The sequence below is a fragment of the Bradyrhizobium sp. USDA 3315 genome, assembly GCF_054056795.1.
The window spans coordinates 1,251,696-1,270,546 of the sequence record NZ_JBSRYP010000001.1 but is presented as its reverse complement, the minus strand read 5'-3'; the positions used below and the strand labels follow the sequence as shown (position 1 = coordinate 1,270,546).

The 18,851-nt window shown below is 64.1% G+C and carries 14 protein-coding genes; 9 read left to right on the top strand and 5 right to left on the bottom strand.

Annotated features, from left to right (window positions below; genetic code table 11):
• Positions 1-125: 125 nt before the first annotated feature.
• Complete coding sequence (locus ACVIYL_RS05915; protein ID WP_456777979.1) at positions 126-1,070, bottom strand: EamA family transporter; 945 nt, start codon at positions 1,068-1,070, stop codon at positions 126-128.
• Between the two features lie 90 nt (positions 1,071-1,160).
• Between ACVIYL_RS05915 and ACVIYL_RS05910 the strand changes: the two genes are divergently transcribed.
• Positions 1,161-1,784: a CGNR zinc finger domain-containing protein gene (locus tag ACVIYL_RS05910; RefSeq protein ID WP_456777978.1), complete on the top strand. Its 624-nt coding sequence runs from the start codon at positions 1,161-1,163 to the stop codon at positions 1,782-1,784.
• Between the two features lie 12 nt (positions 1,785-1,796).
• Here the strand turns inward: ACVIYL_RS05910 and ACVIYL_RS05905 are convergent, their stop codons facing one another.
• Positions 1,797-2,636 (bottom strand): MBL fold metallo-hydrolase, encoded by an 840-nt coding sequence (locus ACVIYL_RS05905; protein WP_316398815.1) that lies wholly within the window; start codon positions 2,634-2,636, stop codon positions 1,797-1,799.
• 174 nt (positions 2,637-2,810) lie between these two features.
• On the opposite strand from ACVIYL_RS05905, the gene ACVIYL_RS05900 reads away from it, so the two are divergent.
• Positions 2,811-3,761 (top strand): alpha/beta fold hydrolase, encoded by a 951-nt coding sequence (locus ACVIYL_RS05900; RefSeq protein WP_456777977.1) that lies wholly within the window; start codon positions 2,811-2,813, stop codon positions 3,759-3,761.
• Here the strand turns inward: ACVIYL_RS05900 and ACVIYL_RS05895 are convergent.
• Positions 3,745-5,262, bottom strand: a complete 1,518-nt coding sequence (locus ACVIYL_RS05895) for a permease (protein ID WP_456777976.1) — start codon at positions 5,260-5,262, stop codon at positions 3,745-3,747. The genes ACVIYL_RS05900 and ACVIYL_RS05895 overlap by 17 nt on opposite strands.
• A complete protein-coding gene (locus tag ACVIYL_RS05890; RefSeq protein WP_253604987.1) occupies positions 5,259-6,011 on the bottom strand; it encodes an ABC transporter ATP-binding protein in 753 nt (250 codons plus the stop codon). Before ACVIYL_RS05890 ends, ACVIYL_RS05895 begins: the two co-directional genes overlap by 4 nt.
• 295 nt (positions 6,012-6,306) lie before the next feature.
• Between ACVIYL_RS05890 and ACVIYL_RS05885 the strand changes: the two genes are divergently transcribed.
• The 6 genes from ACVIYL_RS05885 (at position 6,307) to ACVIYL_RS05860 (ending at position 13,145) form a co-directional block, all read left to right on the top strand.
• A complete protein-coding gene (locus ACVIYL_RS05885) occupies positions 6,307-7,182 on the top strand; it encodes a branched-chain amino acid ABC transporter permease (RefSeq protein WP_018269126.1) in 876 nt (291 codons plus the stop codon).
• A 10-nt stretch (positions 7,183-7,192) separates the two neighbouring features.
• Positions 7,193-8,344, top strand: coding sequence for a branched-chain amino acid ABC transporter permease (locus tag ACVIYL_RS05880; protein ID WP_456777975.1), 1,152 nt, complete (start codon positions 7,193-7,195; stop codon positions 8,342-8,344).
• Positions 8,341-9,099 carry an ABC transporter ATP-binding protein gene (locus ACVIYL_RS05875; RefSeq protein WP_028336610.1) on the top strand — a complete coding sequence of 253 codons (759 nt, stop codon included), beginning with the start codon at positions 8,341-8,343 and terminating at the stop codon, positions 9,097-9,099. The genes ACVIYL_RS05880 and ACVIYL_RS05875 overlap by 4 nt, the downstream gene beginning before the upstream one ends.
• Before the next feature lie 10 nt (positions 9,100-9,109).
• Positions 9,110-9,889, top strand: a complete 780-nt coding sequence (locus ACVIYL_RS05870) for an ABC transporter ATP-binding protein (RefSeq protein ID WP_018269124.1) — start codon at positions 9,110-9,112, stop codon at positions 9,887-9,889.
• A gap of 138 nt (positions 9,890-10,027) precedes the next feature.
• The gene (locus ACVIYL_RS05865) at positions 10,028-11,866 is read left to right on the top strand and encodes an AMP-dependent synthetase/ligase (RefSeq protein ID WP_225645430.1); all 1,839 of its coding nucleotides are present in this window, start codon (positions 10,028-10,030) and stop codon (positions 11,864-11,866) included.
• A gap of 79 nt (positions 11,867-11,945) precedes the next feature.
• Positions 11,946-13,145, top strand: coding sequence for an ABC transporter substrate-binding protein (locus ACVIYL_RS05860; protein ID WP_050382511.1), 1,200 nt, complete (start codon positions 11,946-11,948; stop codon positions 13,143-13,145).
• 141 nt (positions 13,146-13,286) lie between these two features.
• Here the strand turns inward: ACVIYL_RS05860 and ACVIYL_RS05855 are convergent, their stop codons facing one another.
• On the bottom strand, positions 13,287-14,033 hold the full coding sequence (locus tag ACVIYL_RS05855) for a transglutaminase-like cysteine peptidase (RefSeq protein ID WP_456777974.1): 747 nt from the start codon (positions 14,031-14,033) through the stop codon (positions 13,287-13,289).
• A gap of 595 nt (positions 14,034-14,628) precedes the next feature.
• On the opposite strand from ACVIYL_RS05855, the gene ACVIYL_RS05850 reads away from it, so the two are divergent.
• On the top strand, positions 14,629-18,795 hold the full coding sequence (locus tag ACVIYL_RS05850) for a VCBS domain-containing protein (protein WP_456777973.1): 4,167 nt from the start codon (positions 14,629-14,631) through the stop codon (positions 18,793-18,795).
• Positions 18,796-18,851 lie beyond the last annotated feature (56 nt).

The window sequence follows — 18,851 nt, the reverse complement described above, 5'->3', positions numbered from 1 at the left end:
GCTCTTGTCGGCCGCCGATACGATGTCGGCTGCGTGGAGGATAACGAGCCGCGCAGCGACGCGTCAAACCCGGGCCTCTGCCTGACCTCTGCCTGAGGAGGCATGCGTACGTCTGCGCGTGCCGGTCAACCCGACCGTATTGCCGGTCGCGACCATGTCATCGACTGAGCTTGCCTCGCCGACGCCGGCGATGCCTGCTCGGCGCGCCAGGTGATGATGACCGAGGCGATGACAAGAAGCGCTCCAAACAACATCGTGACGGAAAACGGCTCGCCCAGAATCAGCGTGCCGAGCAGCACGGCGATGATCGGGTTGACGAAGATGTAGGTCGAGACCATGAACGTCGACACATTGTCGAGCAGCCAGCGAAATGCCGTGAAGCCGATGACGCTGCCGGCGATGGCGAGATAGATCACGGCCGCGAGCGAGGGCGCCGAAACGTCGCGCGGCGAGAACCCTTCCAGTTCACCGGACGCAAGACTAATTGCAAACAGGACCGCGCCGCCGATCGACAGTTGCATGCCTGACGACAATGTTGGCGAACCATGATCCGAAGTCCGACGCGACAGCATCGTGCCCATCGCCCAGGAGAACGCCGCAGCGAGCAGCAGCAGAATGGGAAGGATACTGAAATGGCCCTGTTCGGCCGATTGCCAGCCCACGATTGCCACACCAGCAAGGCCGGGCAGCAATGCGGCCAGCGTCATGGTCGCGGGACGACGGGTTTGCGGATACAGGAAATCGATGAGCAACACCCAGAACGGGATCGTAGCCAGCATGATCGCGGCGATGCCGGACGGAACCGATTGCTGGGCATAAGCGAGAACACCATGGCAGCCGACGAAGAACAGCACGCCGCAGAGTGCTGCGGTCAGCCAGTTCCACCGCGAAACGCGCGTGACGTCCGCCCCGTTCAGCGCGATCAGGATCAGGCCGCCGCCGAGCGAGCGAAGGCCCATCAGCAGGAACGGCGGGATCGACTTCAAGCCGAGCGCGATCGCGAAGTAGGTGGAACCCCAAAGCAGATAGATGGCGGCGAACGCGCCGACAATCAAAAGGCGCTTGGACATACGAGGCTCCCGAGCTAGATTCTAACCCCTTAATGGGTTATCAAATCCAACCCATTAAGGGGTTATGCGTTCCAGAGGAGTTGCTGGACCATGCCGCGCGTTCCTTCGCCTGACGCGTCGTCCCGGGAAGAGCTCAGCATCAAGTTCGTTAATACGGTCGCATGGCGTCTCCGCGACCTGGTTGAGGATCGGATCGCGACTTCGGATTCCATTCTGAAATGGCTGGTCGATGCCGAACTGGCGGATCGCCGGATCGCCGCGCAGCTCAGGGCGCGATGGAAAGCCTCACCGCACGAGGCCGATGCCTTTCTGAATGCGGCGCATGGTCTGCGCGAGGCGCTCTACAGGATCTTCATCGCCCGCATCGGAGGCGGCCGGATCGATCCGACGGCGCTGGCCGATATCAACCGATACCTCGAAGCCGCGTTGGGCGGTGTTGCGCTCGGACCTGTCGGCGACACCCTGCGGTGGCTGCCGACAGCCGGGAAAGTTGCGCCCGAGACGCTGCTCAAGCCGATCGCGTGGTCGGCGGTGAGCCTTCTGACCGGGCCCCGTGCGCTGAGGGTGAAGCAGTGCCAGGATGAGCGGGGTTGCGGTTGGTTGTTCGTTGACGAGAGCCGTACCCAGAACCGGCGGTGGTGCTCGATGGGCAATTGCGGCAATCTTGCCAAATCGCGGCGGCACTACCGGCGCAGCCAGGCGGCGGAGGAATGAGTGCGTTGAGCCTCACACCCCGTCGAGGATGATCACCGTTGGCGTCGCCGGCAGCGTGTCGCGTGAAATCCGCAAAGTGCGCTCGCCGCCGCGGCGATCGATCTCGAACTGCTGGCCGATCAGGCGCATGAACTCGTCGAGCGGGGTGGCGAAGCGGTGCATCGGCAGCACGACGGCGGCGCGCAATCGCCTGGTGATTTCGGAGATGCCGTCGAGCGACATCGTATAGGTGCCGTCGATCGGCACCATCACGATGTCGAGCCGGCCGATCGCGGCGAAATGGCTGTCGTCGAGCTTGACGTGGAGGTGGCCGAGATGGCCGATGCAGAGGCCGGCGACCTCGAAGATGAAGATCGAATTGCCGTCTTTGATCATCTCGCCGCCGGGGTCTTCGCCCCAGTAGCGGCGAATGTCGGTGGTGACGTTGCGGATATAGACGTCGCCGATGCGCATCGCGTAATGCGCGGCCTGGCCGTTCTCGCCCCAGCCATGCAGCACGTGGGGAATCTTGGGGTCGGGAAACAGCGTGTAATGGGTCGCGTGGGCCCGGTTCATGGTCGCGACGTCGGGCAGCCGCCCGGTCCGATAGACGCCGTTATAGTCGGTCGCGATCCGGATGCCGCCGGGCGTGTCGATATAGTAGGTCGAATGGCCGGCATAGGTGATCGCGACTTCGTCGGACTTGGTCGCAGTCTTGTCCGCGGTCTTGGCCGCGAGGCGGCGGTAGCTCACGGGGACGGCGCGCGGCGGCGCATTGGCCATCGCCAGGCATTCGCTGCGCTGGGCGTCCTGCGCGAAGGCGTGACCGGTCAATGATCCCAGCAAGACCAGCGCGGCGAGCAATCTCAGCATGACCTGTTCCGTCTGCGGCGGCATCCGCGGACGGAACAGTAGCGCGCAATTGGCGCGCCGTCATGATGAGGCCCGTGCATCGCTCCATGGCGCGGGCTGCAACACGAGCCGGGCGATTATTGCGTCGGGACACGCTAGGATGCCGCGCAAACGATCGAGATCAGGGAGTTCTGCGTGACTGATACCGTCTCTTCGCAGCGCGCGCCTTCTACCAAACGGCTCGAGCCATTGCGCCATGTCGATGCCGGTGTGCTCAACATCGCCTATTACGAAGCGGGCCCCTCCATTGGGCCGGCCGTGCTGCTGATGCATGGCTTCCCCTACGACATCCATTCCTATGTGGACGTCGCGCCCATGCTGGCGGCGCAAGGCTGTCGGGTCATCGTGCCCTATCTGCGCGGCTACGGACCGACGGCGTTCCGCGACAAGGCGACGCCGCGCTCGGGCGAGCAGGCGGCGGTCGGCGCCGACTTGATCGCGCTGATGGACGCGCTCGGCATCGCGCGCGCGGTGTTCGCCGGCTATGACTGGGGCGGCCGCGCCGCATCGATCGGTGCGGCGCTGTGGCCGGAACGATGCATCGGACTCGTCTGCACCAACGGCTACATGATCCAGGACATCGCGCATGCGATGGTGCCGGCGCCGCCTGATCGCGAGGTGCCGCTTTGGTATCAGTACTACTTCCAGCTCGAGCGGGGGCGGGCGGGGCTCGCCGCCAACCGGCGCGGCATCGCCAAAATCCTGTGGTCGCAATGGTCGCCGGGCTGGGCGTTCGACGACGCCTGCTTCGAGCGGACCGCGGTTGCGTTCGACAATCCTGATTATGTCGACGTGGTGATCCACAGTTATCGCCACCGCTACGGCGTTGTCGACGGGGATCCGCAATATGCGGATTTGCAGCGGCGGCTCGACACATTGCCTGTCATCAGGGTCCCCGCCATCTCGCTCGACGGCGCCGACGACGGCGTGACGTTCGCGACCGACGGCAGTCGCACCGCGGCAAAGTACACCGGCCGCCTTGCCCATCGCCTGATTCCGCATGCCGGCCACAATCTGCCGCAGGAAGCGCCCGAGGCGTTTGCCGCGGCGGTGATCGAGGTGATGAAGGCTAGCGCCGCGGGCTGATCTTCCAGGCGATGGCAAGCGTCAGCAGCGTCAGAATGCCGCTGACCAGCGCGGCCGTCGGGATTGTCAGGGCCAGTGCCGCGGTTGCGGCCCAGCCGATCGAGGAGAAGGCTTCCGCGAAGGTCGCGATACGGGAGGAGGTTTGGCGCCGGCGGAACTGGCTGCGCTTGGCCTGCGCGCGGAACCAGAGCTGGACCGCGGCGGCGGATGCGGTCGCGATGAGGATTGCGATCGCCGTGACCGCGGCCTGCCCTGGCGAGGCAAACGCCAGCGCGGCCACCAGCGGGGCGAAGATTGCGGCGATCGCGATCAGGACCACCTCGACCTTGGCGCGGGTCACGCGTGACGGCGGCAGCGGCGCGGTCGCCACCAGATCGGGCGCGTCCTCGCCGGAGATGGTCAGCCAGGCGAGCCCGCCGGCGAGCTGGCCTGCGGCCATCACGATGACGGGCGTAATCAGCACGATCGCGGTCGACGTACCGGAGAAGCTGCGCCACAGCATCAGCGCCGGCGGCAGCAGATAGAGCATCTGCATCAGGGTCTGCGACAGCAGCCACGGATCGCGGCGCAGCAGCAAGAATTCCTTGCGCCGCAGCGCCTGCTGCCGCGAGCCCGCCCGGAACGCGCGGGCGCGTCCCCGCGTCACCGCAGCCGGATTGGCGGCGACGCTGGCGACCGTATCGGCAAACCGCGGTGCGAATATCGCCATCACGCCGCCGAGCATCACCAGCGCCGCGGCGAGCAGCAGCATCATGATTTCGAGGTCCCCGAGCGATGCCCGCGCCGGCCACCACAGCAGGCTGCCGAGGGCGGGGGCAATTCGCGCCGCGGTTTCCGAGGTCAGGAAGGCAAAGCGCGACAACGTGCCGTAGGACAGCACGGCCACGACCTGCAGCGCGATGACGAAGCCGGCGCCGATCACGGCGGAGACGACCTGCGCTACCAGCCGCGTCCGGCTCGGCCCGATCAGGCGGAACAGGAACGCGGTGACGGCGATCGCGGCGGCTGCCGCCGACAGCCCGATCGCAAGGACGACGCCGAAGCCGGCGAGCCACCGCGGGCCGCCGAGATAGACCAGCACGTCGATGAACGGCGTCGACAGCAACAGCGCCATGCTGCTCACCGTCAGCGCGATCGCGGCGATCCGGATCGAGAAGATGTTGGTGAGTTTTGCCGGCGACGACATGATCAGATCGAGATCGGCGCGGGCGTAAAACACGCGCGTCACCGACTCGATCGCCTGCGAGAGCATCAGCGCCCAGGCCAGGAAGATCGTCGCGGTCAGCACGATCAGCGACGACGGGTCGAGCGGAAACCGCAGGTCGGCATAGCGGTTGACCACGGCATAAGCCGGCAGATGCAGGATCGCCGCGAAGATCAGAAGGCCGATCACGGCGCGATTGCGCCGGCGACGGCCGCCGGTCATCATCGCCAGCCATTCGCGCCACGCCAGGCGGAATTCGTGCCGCGCGAACCAGGTGAGGTGGGCGACCGAGCTCACGCGGCCGCCGCTTCGGTATCGACCAGCGCGATGAACATGTCCTCGAGGGTGGTGTCGTTGCGGCCGTTCTGCGCGCGCAGCTCGGCCAGCGTGCCCTCGGCGATCAGCCTGCCGGCCGCGATCACGCCGATCCGGTCGGCCATCCGCTCGGCGACTTCGAGAATGTGGGTCGTCATGATCACGGTGCAGCCGGCGCGGACGCGCTCCTGCAGCAGTCCCTTGACGTGGCGCGCCGACAGCGCGTCGAGGCCGGTCAGCGGTTCGTCGAGAATGATCAGGCGGGGATCGTGCACCAGCGCGCCGGCCAGCGCCACCTTCTGGCGCATGCCCTTGGAGAAGCCTTCGCAGCGCTCGTTGAGATGCGGCTCGAGCCCGAGCGACATCAGGAGATCGCGCGCCGAGCTCTCCGAGGTGCGCGGATCGATGCCCCACAGGCCGGCGACGAATTCGAGATATTCCAGCGGCGTCAGCTTGTCGTAAATCATCGGCTCGTCGGACACCCAAGCCATGATCTGCTTGGCGGCGACCGGATCGGCGAGCGCATCGATGCCGAGGATCGACACCGAGCCGGCATCGGGCCGCAATAGCCCCGCCACCATGCGCAGCGTCGTGGTCTTGCCGGCGCCGTTCGGTCCGAGCAGCGCATAGAACTCGCCGATACGGATCGTGAGATCGAGCGCGTCGACCGCCGGGCGATCAAAACGCTTGGTTAACCCTCGCACGGCGAGTGCGGACAGTTCAGGTGTCATGGCGTGGTGGCGATCCGGAATTTCGCTCGTCGGTTGCGCAAAGCTTGGACAAAAACCGTTTCGGTGCAGTGAATCGCACGGGGCAAATCAAAGGTGATATCCGTATTAGTCCGTGCTGCGGCAAATCTCCGCAAATGTGATGATACAGCGACAACAGCGGTTTGTTGACAGGGATCGGGCCTTTTGGCTCAATCGGGGCGGACATAGGCGGCTTTCGGCGCTCCAGACACAAGGGCGTGAAGGCGGGATGCAACGAGCGATCGGATAAGAATCGCCGGGCATCGGGGAGGGAACGATGCTGGACTTTGTTCAGCAGCTCGTCAGCGGCATCGCGCTCGGCTGCGTTTACGGCCTGATCGCGCTCGGCTTCGTGCTGGTCTACAAGGCAACCGAGGTCGTCAATTTCGCGCAAGGCGATTTGATGATGCTGGGCGGCTTTTTCGCCTTCACCTTCATCGGCATGCTCGGGCTGAATTACTGGGTCGGGTTCGCCGGCGCGGTGATCTGCATGGCGCTGTTCGGCATGCTGGCCGAGCGGCTCGTGGTGCGGCCGATCCTCGGCTATCCACAGTTCTCCATCATCATGGCGACGATCGGGCTCGGCTATTTCCTGCGCTCGATCTCCGGCATGATCTGGGGCACCGACGACTTCAAGATCGAGACGCCGTTCAGCCAGGGCGTCCTGCGGATCGGCAGCCTGGTGCTCGCCTACGACAAGCTGTCGGTGATCGCGGCGACCATCATCCTGTGCGCGCTGCTCTATCTGTTCTTCAACCGCACCACGCTCGGCACGGCGATGCGCGCCAGTTCGGAGAACATGCTGGCTGCCTATTACATGGGCATTCCGGTCAAGCGGGTGGTCTCGATCGTCTGGGCGATCTCGGCGGCGGTCGCGACCTGCGCCGGCGTGCTGCTGGCGCCGATCACCTTCATTCATTCCAATGTCGGCCTTGTGCTGGGGTTGAAGGCGTTTCCGGCCGCGGTGCTCGGCGGCTTCGGCTCGATCCCGGGCGCCGTGGTCGGCGGCGTCCTGATCGGCGTGATCGAGAGCATGGCCGGCTTCTATTTGCCGCAGGGATGGAAGGACGTCGCGCCCTACATCGTGCTGCTCGCGGTGCTGCTGCTCAAGCCCGAGGGCCTGTTCGGCCTTCACGTCCGCAAGAAGGTCTGAGGAGCGACACATGCGGTTTCTCTTCAAGACCGATTACGAAGACGACATCAAGCTGTTCCCGCATTCGGGCTACATCTATTCCTACGGCCTGTTGCTGGCGGTGCTGCTGATCGCGCCTTACGTGCTCTCAAGCTATCTGATGAGCCAGCTTGTCTTCGTCTGCATCTACGCGACCGTCGGCGTCGGGCTCTTGATCCTGACCGGCTTCACCGGACAGGCCTCGCTCGGCCATGCCGCGTTTCTTGCGATCGGCGCCTATACCGCCGCCTATCTGCAGCAGTTCAACGTGCCGTTCCCGGTCTACTTCCTCGCCGCGGGGCTGTTGACCGGCGTGGTCGGCGCGCTGGTCGGATTTCCGGCCTTGCGGCTGCAGGGCATCTATCTGGTGATCGCGACGATCTCCTTTGCGTTCATCGTCGAGGAGATCCTGGCGCGCTGGGAAAGCGTCACCAACGGCAATGAGGGCATGCGGGTCAAGACCATGCAGCTGCTCGGCACCACGGTGTCGCGCGACGGCCCGACCTTCTATTACCTCTGCCTTGCGGTGCTGGTGCTGACCATCGTCGGCACGCTCAATCTGCTGCGCTCGCCGACCGGGCGCGCCTTCGTCGCGATCCGCGACAGCGAGACCGCGGCGCGCAGCATGGGCATCAATGTCGCGCTCTATAAGGTGAAGTCGTTCGCGATCTCGGCGGCGATCACCGGCTTTGCCGGCGTGCTGTTCGCGCACAAGCTGTCCTTCATCTCGCCCGAGATGTTCACGCTGCAGCTTTCGATCGAGTTCATCATCGTGATCCTGATCGGCGGCACGTTCAGCCTGCACGGTGCGGTGCTGGGCGCGATCTTCCTGGTCATGATCGATCCGTTCCTGACCTATCTGAAGGACGATATGCCCGGCGTGATCGGCGGCATTGCTGCCACCCTCGGCGCCGGCACCGAGCGCGCGGGCCAGATCCAGGACGCGGTCGCAGCCTTCGCCTCCGCCAACGGACTGAAGGGCGCGATCTACGGCATCATCATCGTGCTGTTCGTGCTGTTTGAACCGCTCGGACTCTATGGCCGTTGGCTCAAGATCAAGCTCTTCTTCCAGCTGTTCCCGCTCTACAAGCGCGCCACCTTCAAGCGGCAGAAGATCTATGTGAAATCGGAGCGGAACAGATGAGCTATTTCCGCGCCGAGAACCTGTCGCTGCATTTCGGGGGCCTCAAGGCGGTCGATGCGGTCAGCTTCGCGGTCGAGAAGGGCGAGATCCTCTCGATCATCGGGCCCAACGGCGCCGGCAAGAGCTCGATCTTCAACCTGATCTCGCGGATCTATCCGCCGACCTCCGGCAAGATCTTCTTCGAGGATCAGGACATCACCCAGGAGCCGGCCTACGATATCGCGAAACTCGGCATCGCCCGCACCTTCCAGAACATCGAGCTGTTCGAGAACGCGACCGTGCTGAGCAATCTCCTGGTCGGCCGCCATCGCCATTCCACCACGCGGCTGTGGCAGGAGCTATTGTTCCTGCCGAGCGTTCGCGCCGGCGAGAAGGCGCATCGCCGCCGCGTCGAGCAGGTGATCGAATTCCTCGATCTCGAGCCCTACCGCGACAAGCTGATCTCGGGACTGCCCTACGGCGTGCGCAAGGTGATCGAGCTGGCGCGGGCGCTGTGCTCGGAGCCGAAGCTGATCCTGCTCGACGAGCCGTCCTCCGGCCTCAATGTCGAGGAGACCGACGACATGTCGTTCTGGATCCGCGACATGAAGAGCGAGCTCGGCATCACCGTGCTGATGGTCGAGCACGACATGACGCTGGTCAACCGCGTCTCCGACCGCGTCATCGCGCTGAACTACGGCCGCGTGCTGGCGATGGGCTCGCCGTCCGAGGTGCAGCACCATCCCGACGTCGTCGCAGCGTATCTCGGCGCATGAGGATGATGCCATGAGCACAGCGGACATCATCCTGAAGCTCTCCAACATCGAAAGCTATTACGGGCCGATCATGGCGATCCGCGGCATCAGCCTCGAGGTGCCGCGCGGCCGGATCGTGACGCTGCTCGGCGCCAACGGCGCTGGCAAGACCACGGTCCTGAAGACGATCTCCGGCATCCTCGACCCGCAGAAGGGCTCGATCGAATTCCTCGGCAAGCCGATCCAGCGCATGGAGGCCGACAGGATCGTGCGGCTCGGGCTGAGCCATGTGCCGGAGGGGCGCGAGGTGTTTCCGTTCCTGTCGGTGCGCGAAAACCTGATGATGGGCGCCTATCTGCGCAAGGACCGCGACGGTGTGGCGCAGGACCTCGAGCGCGTCTACGGCTATTTTCCACGATTGAGAGAGCGGCTCGGCCAGCCGGCTGGGCAGCTTTCGGGCGGCGAGCAGCAGATGCTGGCGATCGGGCGGGCGCTGATGAACCGGCCGACGCTGCTGCTGCTCGATGAGCCGTCGCTCGGGCTGTCGCCGATCCTGGTGAAGGAGATCTTCACCATCATCCGCCGCGTCAATGAGGAGCAGGGCATGTCGATCCTGCTGGTCGAGCAGAATGCCAAGATCGCGCTGGAGACCGCGCATTACGGCTATGTGCTGGAGATCGGCCGCGTCGTCATGAACGACACCTGCGAGCGGCTGATGAATTCACCCGATATCCAGGAGTTCTATCTCGGCGCCAAGGAAGCCGGCGCGCGCGGCGAGCGGCGCTGGAAAAAGAAGAAGACGTGGCGCTGAGAAAGACTGGGCGCCGGCAATGGCGCCGAGGAAGGTTTGGCACTGAAAGAGATTGGAGCTAGATTTCAGGCCCGTTTCGCCAACAAGACCGGCAACACAAGCCGGCGCGTGAGACGGGCGGCAGAGGAGGGAGCGCGCATGGCCGGACCAGCGGTGCTGACGGTTGCCGACACGATCGCGAGGAGCTTTCTGCTCGCGGTTCAAACGCGTGGCGACAGGCCCGCGATCCGCGAGAAGAAGTTCGGCATCTGGCAACCGACCAGCTGGCGCGAATGGCTGCAGATCTCCAAGGACATCGCCTACGGCCTGCATGCCACAGGCTTCCGTCCCGGCGACGTTGGCTCGATCATCGCCAACGCGGTGCCGGAATGGGTCTATGCCGACATGGGCATCCTGTGCGCCGGCGGCGTCTCCTCCGGCATCTATCCGACCGATTCGGCGGCGCAGGTCGAATACCTCATCAATGATTCCCGCACGCGGGTGATCTTCGTCGAGGATGAGGAGCAGCTCGACAAGGTGCTGACCTGCCGGTCGCGCTGTCCGACGCTGGAGAAGATCGTCGTGTTCGACATGGAAGGCCTCTCCGGCTTTTCCGATCCGATGGTGCTGTCGCTCGCGGAATTCACGTCGCTCGGCCGCAATCATGCCTGGGGCAATCCGGCGCTGTGGGACGAGATGACCGGCAGCCGCACCGCCTCCGATCTCGCGATCCTGGTCTACACTTCCGGAACCACGGGCCCGCCCAAGGGCGCGATGCATTCCAACCGCAGCGTGACGCACCAGATGCGCCACGCCAACGATCTCTACCCCTCGACCGACAGCGAGGAGCGGCTGGTGTTCCTGCCGCTCTGCCACGTCGCCGAGCGGGTCGGCGGCTATTACCTCTCGCTCGCGCTGGGATCGGTGATGAATTTCGCCGAGAGCCCGGAGACGGTGCCGGACAATCTTCGCGAGGTGCAGCCGACCGCGTTCCTCGCGGTGCCCCGGATCTGGGAGAAGTTCTATTCCGGCATCACCATCGCGCTGAAGGATGCGACCCCGTTCCAGAACTGGATGTATGCCCGCGCGCTCGCGATCGGCAACCGGATGACCGAGTGCCGGCTGCAGGGCGAGACGCCGCCCTTGTCGCTGCGGCTCGCCAACCGCGCGGCCTATTGGCTGGTGTTCCGCAACATCCGCCGCATGCTCGGGCTCGACCGCTGCCGGATTGCGCTGACCGGCGCCGCGCCGATCTCGCCGGATCTGATCCGCTGGTATCTCGCGCTCGGCATCGACATGCGCGAGGTCTACGGCCAGACCGAGAATTGCGGCGTCGCGACCATGATGCCGGCGGATCGCATCAAGCTCGGCTCGGTCGGCAAGGCCGCGCCCTGGGGCGAGGTGATGATCTGCCCGAAGGGCGAGATCCTGATCAAGGGCGATTTCCTGTTCATGGGCTATCTCAACCAGCCGGAGAGGACCGCCGAGACGATCGACGCCAAAGGCTGGCTGCACACCGGCGACGTCGGGACGATCGACAATGAAGGCTATGTCAAGATCACCGACCGGATGAAGGACATCATCATCACCTCCGGCGGCAAGAACATCACGCCGTCCGAGATCGAGAACCAGCTCAAGTTCTCGCCCTATGTCTCGGATGCGGTCGTGATCGGTGACAAGCGGCCGTATCTCACCTGCCTGATCATGATCGACCAGGAGAATGTCGAGAAATACGCCCAGGACCACGACATCCCCTTCACCAATTACGCGAGCCTGTGCCGCGCACGCGAAATCCAGGATCTGATCCAGCGCGAGGTCGAGGCGGTCAACGTCAAGTTCGCGCGCGTCGAGACCGTCAAGAAATTCTATCTGATCGAGCGCCAGCTCACGCCCGAGGACGAGGAGCTGACGCCGACCATGAAGCTGAAGCGCAGCTTCGTGAATAAGCGCTACGCGGCCGAGATCGCCGCCATGTATGGCGAACGCGCGGTGGCATAGCCGAGGAGAAAGAAATTGGCGAAGGAGCGAGCAGGCCCGACCCTTCGCTTAACATGGGCCATGTAAGGAGGAGACTGCAATGTCGAAATCGCTGAAGGCGCTGGGCCTTGCGGTGAGTGCGCTGGCGCTGACCTGTCTGCCGGCCGCAGCCCAGACCAAGGTCACCAATGAAGGCATCTCGCCGACCGAGATCGTGATCGGAACGCATCAGGACTTGTCCGGCCCGATCAAGGTCTGGGGCGTTCCGGTGTCCAACGGCATGAAGATGGCGGTTGAGGAGATCAACGCCGGCGGCGGCATCAACGGCCGCAAGATCAAGATGATCCTGGAGGACAACGGCTACGATCCGAAGAAGGCGGTGCTGGCCTCGCAGAAGATGGTCGAGCGCGACAAGGTGTTCGCGATGATCGGCCCGATGGGCTCGCCGACCGTGCTCGCCGCGCAGGACATCCTGTTCGATGCGGGCGTGTTGCAGCTGTTCCCGCTGACGGCCGCCGAATTCACCTTCAAGTTCGATCCCGCCAAGCCGCAGGAACGGCTGAAGTTCAACAACCTCCTGCCCTATGTCGAGAGCACGCGCGCTGCGCTCAAATACATGATGGAGTGGAAGAACTTCAAGAAGCCCTGCATCATGCATCAGGATGACGAGTACGGCAAAAACGTGCTCGACGGCTTCACCCAGCAGCTTGGCGCGATGAAGGTGCAGCCGGCATCGGTCACGAGCTACAAGCGCGGCGCCTCCGACTTCTCGGCGCAGGTCGCCAAGATGAAGGCCGACGGCTGCGACCTCGTCGTGCTCGGCACCGTGATCCGCGAGACCATCGGCGCGATGAACGAGGCCAAGAAGCTCGGCTGGGACGTGACCTTCCTCGGCGCCACCCCGACCAACGTGCTCGAAGTGCCGGCGCTCGGCAAGGAAGCCGTCGAAGGGCTCTATGCGGCCTCGGGCTTCGAGATTCCCTACGAGGACACGGCCAAGGGCAAGGTGAAGGACTGGCTGGTGAACTACAAGAAGATGTTCAACACCGACGCCAACACCCAGGCGATCATCGGCTACAACGCGGTGATGACCTTCGCCTTTTACGCGCAGAAGGCGGGCAAGGATCTCTCTGGCCAGAAGATGCTGGACTCGCTGGAGTCAGGCGACAAATTCCTCGACATCTTCAGCTCGCCGCCGACCAAGTTCTCCAAGACGGATCATCTCGCCAACACCATCACCCAAGTGCAGCAGGTCAAGGGCGGCCGCTGGGTGCTGGTGAAGGATAATCTGATGTTCTGACGGGGTTGGTGCGGGACATCCCTCGATACCGTCGTTCCGGGATGGTGCGTCAGCACCAGACCGCAGGTGCGCAGTTGCGCACCGGGGAACCTCGAGATTCCGGGTTCGATGCTTCGCATCGCCCCGGAATGACGCAGTCAGTTACCGCGCCGCCGGCCGCCAAGCGGCCTCGGCGACGAGCGGGGCATCGACATAGCGGCTGACGCCGTGCTGGTCGATCACGAAGGTCGGCCGAAAACTCCTGATGTCGCTGTCCTCGATCATCGCCATGCGGCGGTTGTCGAGCGTCAGCCAGCGGCCGTCGAGCCGCGCCGCGACCACCGCATGGTCCTCGCCGCCGACGAGGTCATGCAGGACGACGATCCGCAGATCTTCCGGAGCCACGCCGGCCTTGCGCAGCGCCACGAGTTTCGCGATCGCATAGTCCTCGCAGTCGCCGCTGCCGCGGGCGAAGGTGGCGAGCGGCGTCGCCCAGACGTCGGGCTCGCCATAGGCCGCAAGATCGCTGCCCGGACGGATCGCAAGGTTGATCGCGCGGTTGATCTCGCCGAGCCGGGCGCGACCCTGACGCGCCCGTCCGGCATCGACGATCGCCAGGAATCGCAGCGCCGCCGGCGACGCGCAGCCGGCGCGGTCGCTCTCGCAGGCTGCCAGTTGCTCCAATTCGTCGGCGAGCTGGCGCTGCACGCCGAGCCATTTGTCGTGCAGGCCGCCGTCGGCAAGCAGGCTGGTGGTCAGGCCGAACGGCTCGGTCGATTTTCTGATCAGCGTCGCCGGACCGGGCGAAAGCAGCGAAGCGGCATTGAGCTCGGCAACCGGCGCGGCCAGGGCCAGGCCGAAGCCCAGCGTGACGGCGCGCAGCGCATGCGGGCGAAGCGAGAATCTCATCCGACACCCCCTGTCCGCTCTTCGGCGGGTGGACATTGCACCGCGCACGCGACCGGATCGTTTCATGCCGGGCAGCATGGCGAACGATCCCTTCGAATCGACTTAAGATGTGGGGAATCAGGGGAAGAGGCTAAAGGGCGCCTGCTTGGGGTCCCGAAAACTTTACCGGTTTGTGAAAGGAAGCGGCGAACCTTTTTCCACTGCTTTGCAACTCATCCTTGCCTTCTGGTTAACCCGGCCGGTCCGCGCACGGGACTGCTGTGATTTGTAAGCTAAGTCACAGCTTTGGCCGGGAAATTGGGGTCAAATGCCCGCTCTGGGCTAAGGGGAAATAGAGGCAAGTACAGAAATGCCAATCAATACCACGAATACGTGGCTCAGTACGTATCTTGGCTTAAATCCCACCTTATGGTACCGTCAGGCGAATCCGAACTACACGGCTCTTCACAGCGTGAGCCAAGTCACATCCAGTCAAACCGCACTACAGGACCACCTTGCGCAAGCACAGAGTGGTTTCGCCAAGCTTTATCCGATGATATGCAGGCATAATCATTCGGATATTTTAACAATATTAACTCTCGTGCGGTGATCCGCAGTGAACTTTGTCGAGAAATTCGACGGCCTGTTGCCGAACACGGACGCTTATGCCCGTGGATACGTGCACGTCGACAGCGTTTCCACGCATGCTCCGCCCGGCGCGATCATCGTCGACGACGGGCAATTGCTGTTCACCGGCGACTTCAAGCGGACCGGGCTCGATCTCGTCATCGCGAAGGACGATCGGGAACTCGTCCTGCACGACTACTTCAAGGGCGAAAAGCGCGCGCCGCTGGCGTCGCCTGACGGCGCGCATCTCACCGGCGATCTCGTCAACGCACTCACCGGCTACACCCAATATGCCCAGGCCGGCGGCGCGGCGGAGCCGGCCAAGGTCATCGGCCATGTCACCAAGCTGACCGGGAACGCCACGGCAATCCGCAACGGCGTCGCGATCGTCCTGAACCAGGGCGATAACGTCAACAAGGGTGACGTGGTGCAGTCCGGCGGCGACTCGACGCTCGGCATCACCTTCATCGACGGCACCGTGTTCGGTCTCGGACCGAACGCCAAGATGGTGCTGAACGAAATGATCTACGACCCGAACGGGTCGAGCAATACGTCGCTGATGAGTCTGGTCTCGGGCACGATCTCCTTCGTGGCCGGCGCGACCGCCAAGCACGGCGACATGAAGGTCGATACGCCGGTCGCGACCATGGGCATCCGCGGCACCGCGGTGCTGGTCGAGATCGATTTCGACGTGCAGGGCACCGGCGGCGTGCCGCCGGCCAAATTCCAGGTGCTGGTCGAGCCCGATGGCAGCACCGGCTCCTACATCCTGTTCGACAAGACGACGCTCAATCCGATCGCGACCGTCGATCAGGCCGGCACCCAGACCATTGTCAACGGCCAGGGCAGCGTCAGCTTCGTCTCGTCGGCGCAACTGTCGACCGATGCGCAGAAGCTGATCTCCGACGTCTTTGCGCTGAAGTTCACGGACAACAACAATCCCAACACCAAGCTCACCACCAACTTCACGGACAGCGTCGTCCCGGTCTCGAGCAGCTTCAAGCTCACCAGCAGCGACAGTGGCGCGCCGATCATCATTCTGCTGACCTTCGTCAACACGACCGGCCCTCAGGCCGGCGGCGTTCCCAACAGCAGGATCGAGCACATCCCGGGGCCGCCGCAGGTCGTGACCCAGGACGCGGCGTTTACCGAGCGGCCGGGGCTGACCCAAAGCGGGCTGTTCGACACCGCGACGGGCCAGATCAAATGGCTGGACCTCAATGTCGGTGACATACCGAGTGCGAAGGTCGACTATTCCGCGTTCAGCTACCGGGACGCCAACGGCAGCGACGTGACCTCATCGCTGACGGCAGCGCAGCTTGCGGCCATCAAGACCGTCGAGATCCCGTTGCTGCTCGAGCCCGATCCGAACAACAAGAATGCCGGTTCGGCGACCTGGACCTACAACCTTGCCGACAGCGCGTTCGACTTCCTGGCTGCCGGAGAAACGCTGACGCTGGCCTATGTCGCGCGCGTCGATAACAATTTCGCACCGAACAACGAGACCACGTTCAAGACCTTCACGATCACGATCACCGGCACCAACGACTCCCCGGTGGTGACGTCCTCGGCGCAGGCCGGTTCGATCACCGAACTCCCAGCAACGACGAATTCCGCCCAGCCTGATACGGCGCACGGCACGCTGACATTTACCGATGCGGATCTGACCGACACGCATACGGTCACCATCACCGGCGTCACCGAGGCCGGCGTCACCACCGGACTTGCCAGCCATGCCACCGTGCTGAGCTGGCTGTCGTTGGGCGCGCTGACGGATTCGACCGATGGCGTGACGGGATTGCGCTCCTGGACGTTCTCGGCCGCCGACAGGAGCTTCGACTATCTCGCCACCGGCGAGACGCTGACGCTGACCTACACGGTCGAGATCGACGACCATCAGGGCGGCGTCGTCACGCTGCCGGTCACCATCACGATCGTCGGCACCGACGACAGGCCGGTGATCACCTCGCCGACCCAGGCGGCCGCCATCACTGAAGCCGAGGAGACGACCGGCTCGGTCGTGCCGGATACCGCATCCGGTACCGTGACCTTCGTCGATGTCGATCTCAGCGACACCCACAGCGTCACCGTTGCCGGCGTCACCGAAACGGGCGTTACCACGGGGCTTCCCGATCAGGCGACGATACTGGGCTGGATGTCGCTCGGCACGCTGACGGATTCGACCGGCGGCGTAACCGGATCGCGCGCCTGGACCTTCTCGGCCGCCGACAGAAATTTCGACTATCTCGCCGTCGGTGAGACGTTGACGCTGACTTACCTGATCCAGGTCGACGACCATCACGGCGGCGTCGTCACCCAGCCCGTCACCATCACCATCACGGGCACCAACGACGCGCCGACGTTCACGTCGGAGCCGCCGACCGCCACGGTCCCCGAGATGATCGGCGAGACCGGATCGATCAAGCTCGACGTGGCCCAGGGCGCGGTGACATTTGCCGACGTCGATCTCAGCGACACCCACATCGTGTCCATCACCGGCGTCGCGGAATCCGGAACGACCACAGGCCTGCCTGAGGACGAGTCCACGATTCTGAACTGGCTCTCGCTGGGGACGCTGACCGATTCGACCGGCGGGGTCGCCGGATCCCAGGCCTGGACCTTCTCGGCCGCCGACCGCAATTTCGATTATCTTGCCGACGGTGAGACACTGACGCTGACCTATACGGTCGAGGTCAAAGACCATCATGGCGGCGTGATCAGCCAACCGGTGACGATCACGATTACCGGCAGCAATGACGCGCCGATCGTCACGTCGGCACCTCAGGCGGCCATCATCCCCGAACAACCCGATACGACCGGTTCATCGACGCTGGACAGCGCATCCGGCACCGTGACCTTCACCGATGTGGATCTCAGCGACACCCACACCATGACCATCACCGGCGTCGCCGAATCCGGGGCGACGACGGGCCTGCCCGACGAGGCCACGATCCTGAACTGGCTGTCGCTGGGGACGTTGACGGACGGGACCGGCGGTTCAATCGGATCGTCGACCTGGACGTTCTCGGCCGCGGACCAGAATTTCGACTATCTCGCCCTCGGCGAGACGCTGACGCTGACCTACACGATCCAGATCGACGACCACCATGGCGGCATCATCAACGAGCCTGTGACGATCACGATCAACGGCGCCAACGACGCGCCGATACTCGCCGACGTCAATGCCGGCACGCTCACCGATACCGCCGATAACGACACGTTCGGCACGCTGACCGGCACGCTCCATGGCAACGACGTCGACCATGGCGAAACCGCGACGCTGACTTATGCCGCGCTCAATTCGGACCACACTGCGGTCACGCAGATCGCGGGCCTCTACGGCTCGCTTACCGTCAACCCGGACGGCACCTACAGCTATGTTCCCGATGCTGCCGCGATCAACGCGTTGGGCAAGGGCACCTATGCCGACACGTTCGATGTGGAGACGATCGACGCGCATGGCGCCGTCGGGACCGCGAAGCTGACGATCGACGTGATCGGCGCCAACGACGCGCCCGTGATCCACACCGACAACGTCAGTATCACCGAACATCCCAACGGGACCGAGACGATCTCCGGCCTGACCGTGACGGACGCCGATGCGACGGCCGACGAGACTTTCACCATGGCCGCGGCGACGACGCCCGGTGCGGGCAGCAGCGTTGCACCTTCGTCGCAGGAGGGGCTTCTCTCCAGCATCAACACCGCGCTTGGATCGCCGGGCCTCATTTACAACCCCGGCCAGACAGCTCCAGCGACCGACACGATCGCGCTCTCCGTGACCGATGGCCATGGCGCAACCGATACGGTCAACCTGATCTTCAACGTCCAACAGGACCGGCCCGAGCCCGTGATTCTGACCGGGACCAGCGACAAGGACGTGTTCTTCGGGTCGGGTTATCAGGACAAGTTCGTGTTTGCGCCGAACTTCAACCACGACACGATCCTGAACTTCACGCCAGGCGAGGACCAGATCGACCTGTCCACGGTCGTCTCGGCAAGCACCTTCAGCACCTGGTTCGATCAGCATGTTGCGACATCGCCGACCAATTCAGCGGACACGCTGATCACGATCGACAGCGCAGACACGATCACATTGCACAATGTCGCGAAGGCGAGCCTGTCCCAGAACGACTTCATTATTCATTTTACGTGACGGACGCCCGGCCGTGCCGCCGGGGGGCTGGTCCGGCTGATTGTGCACTGCGCATG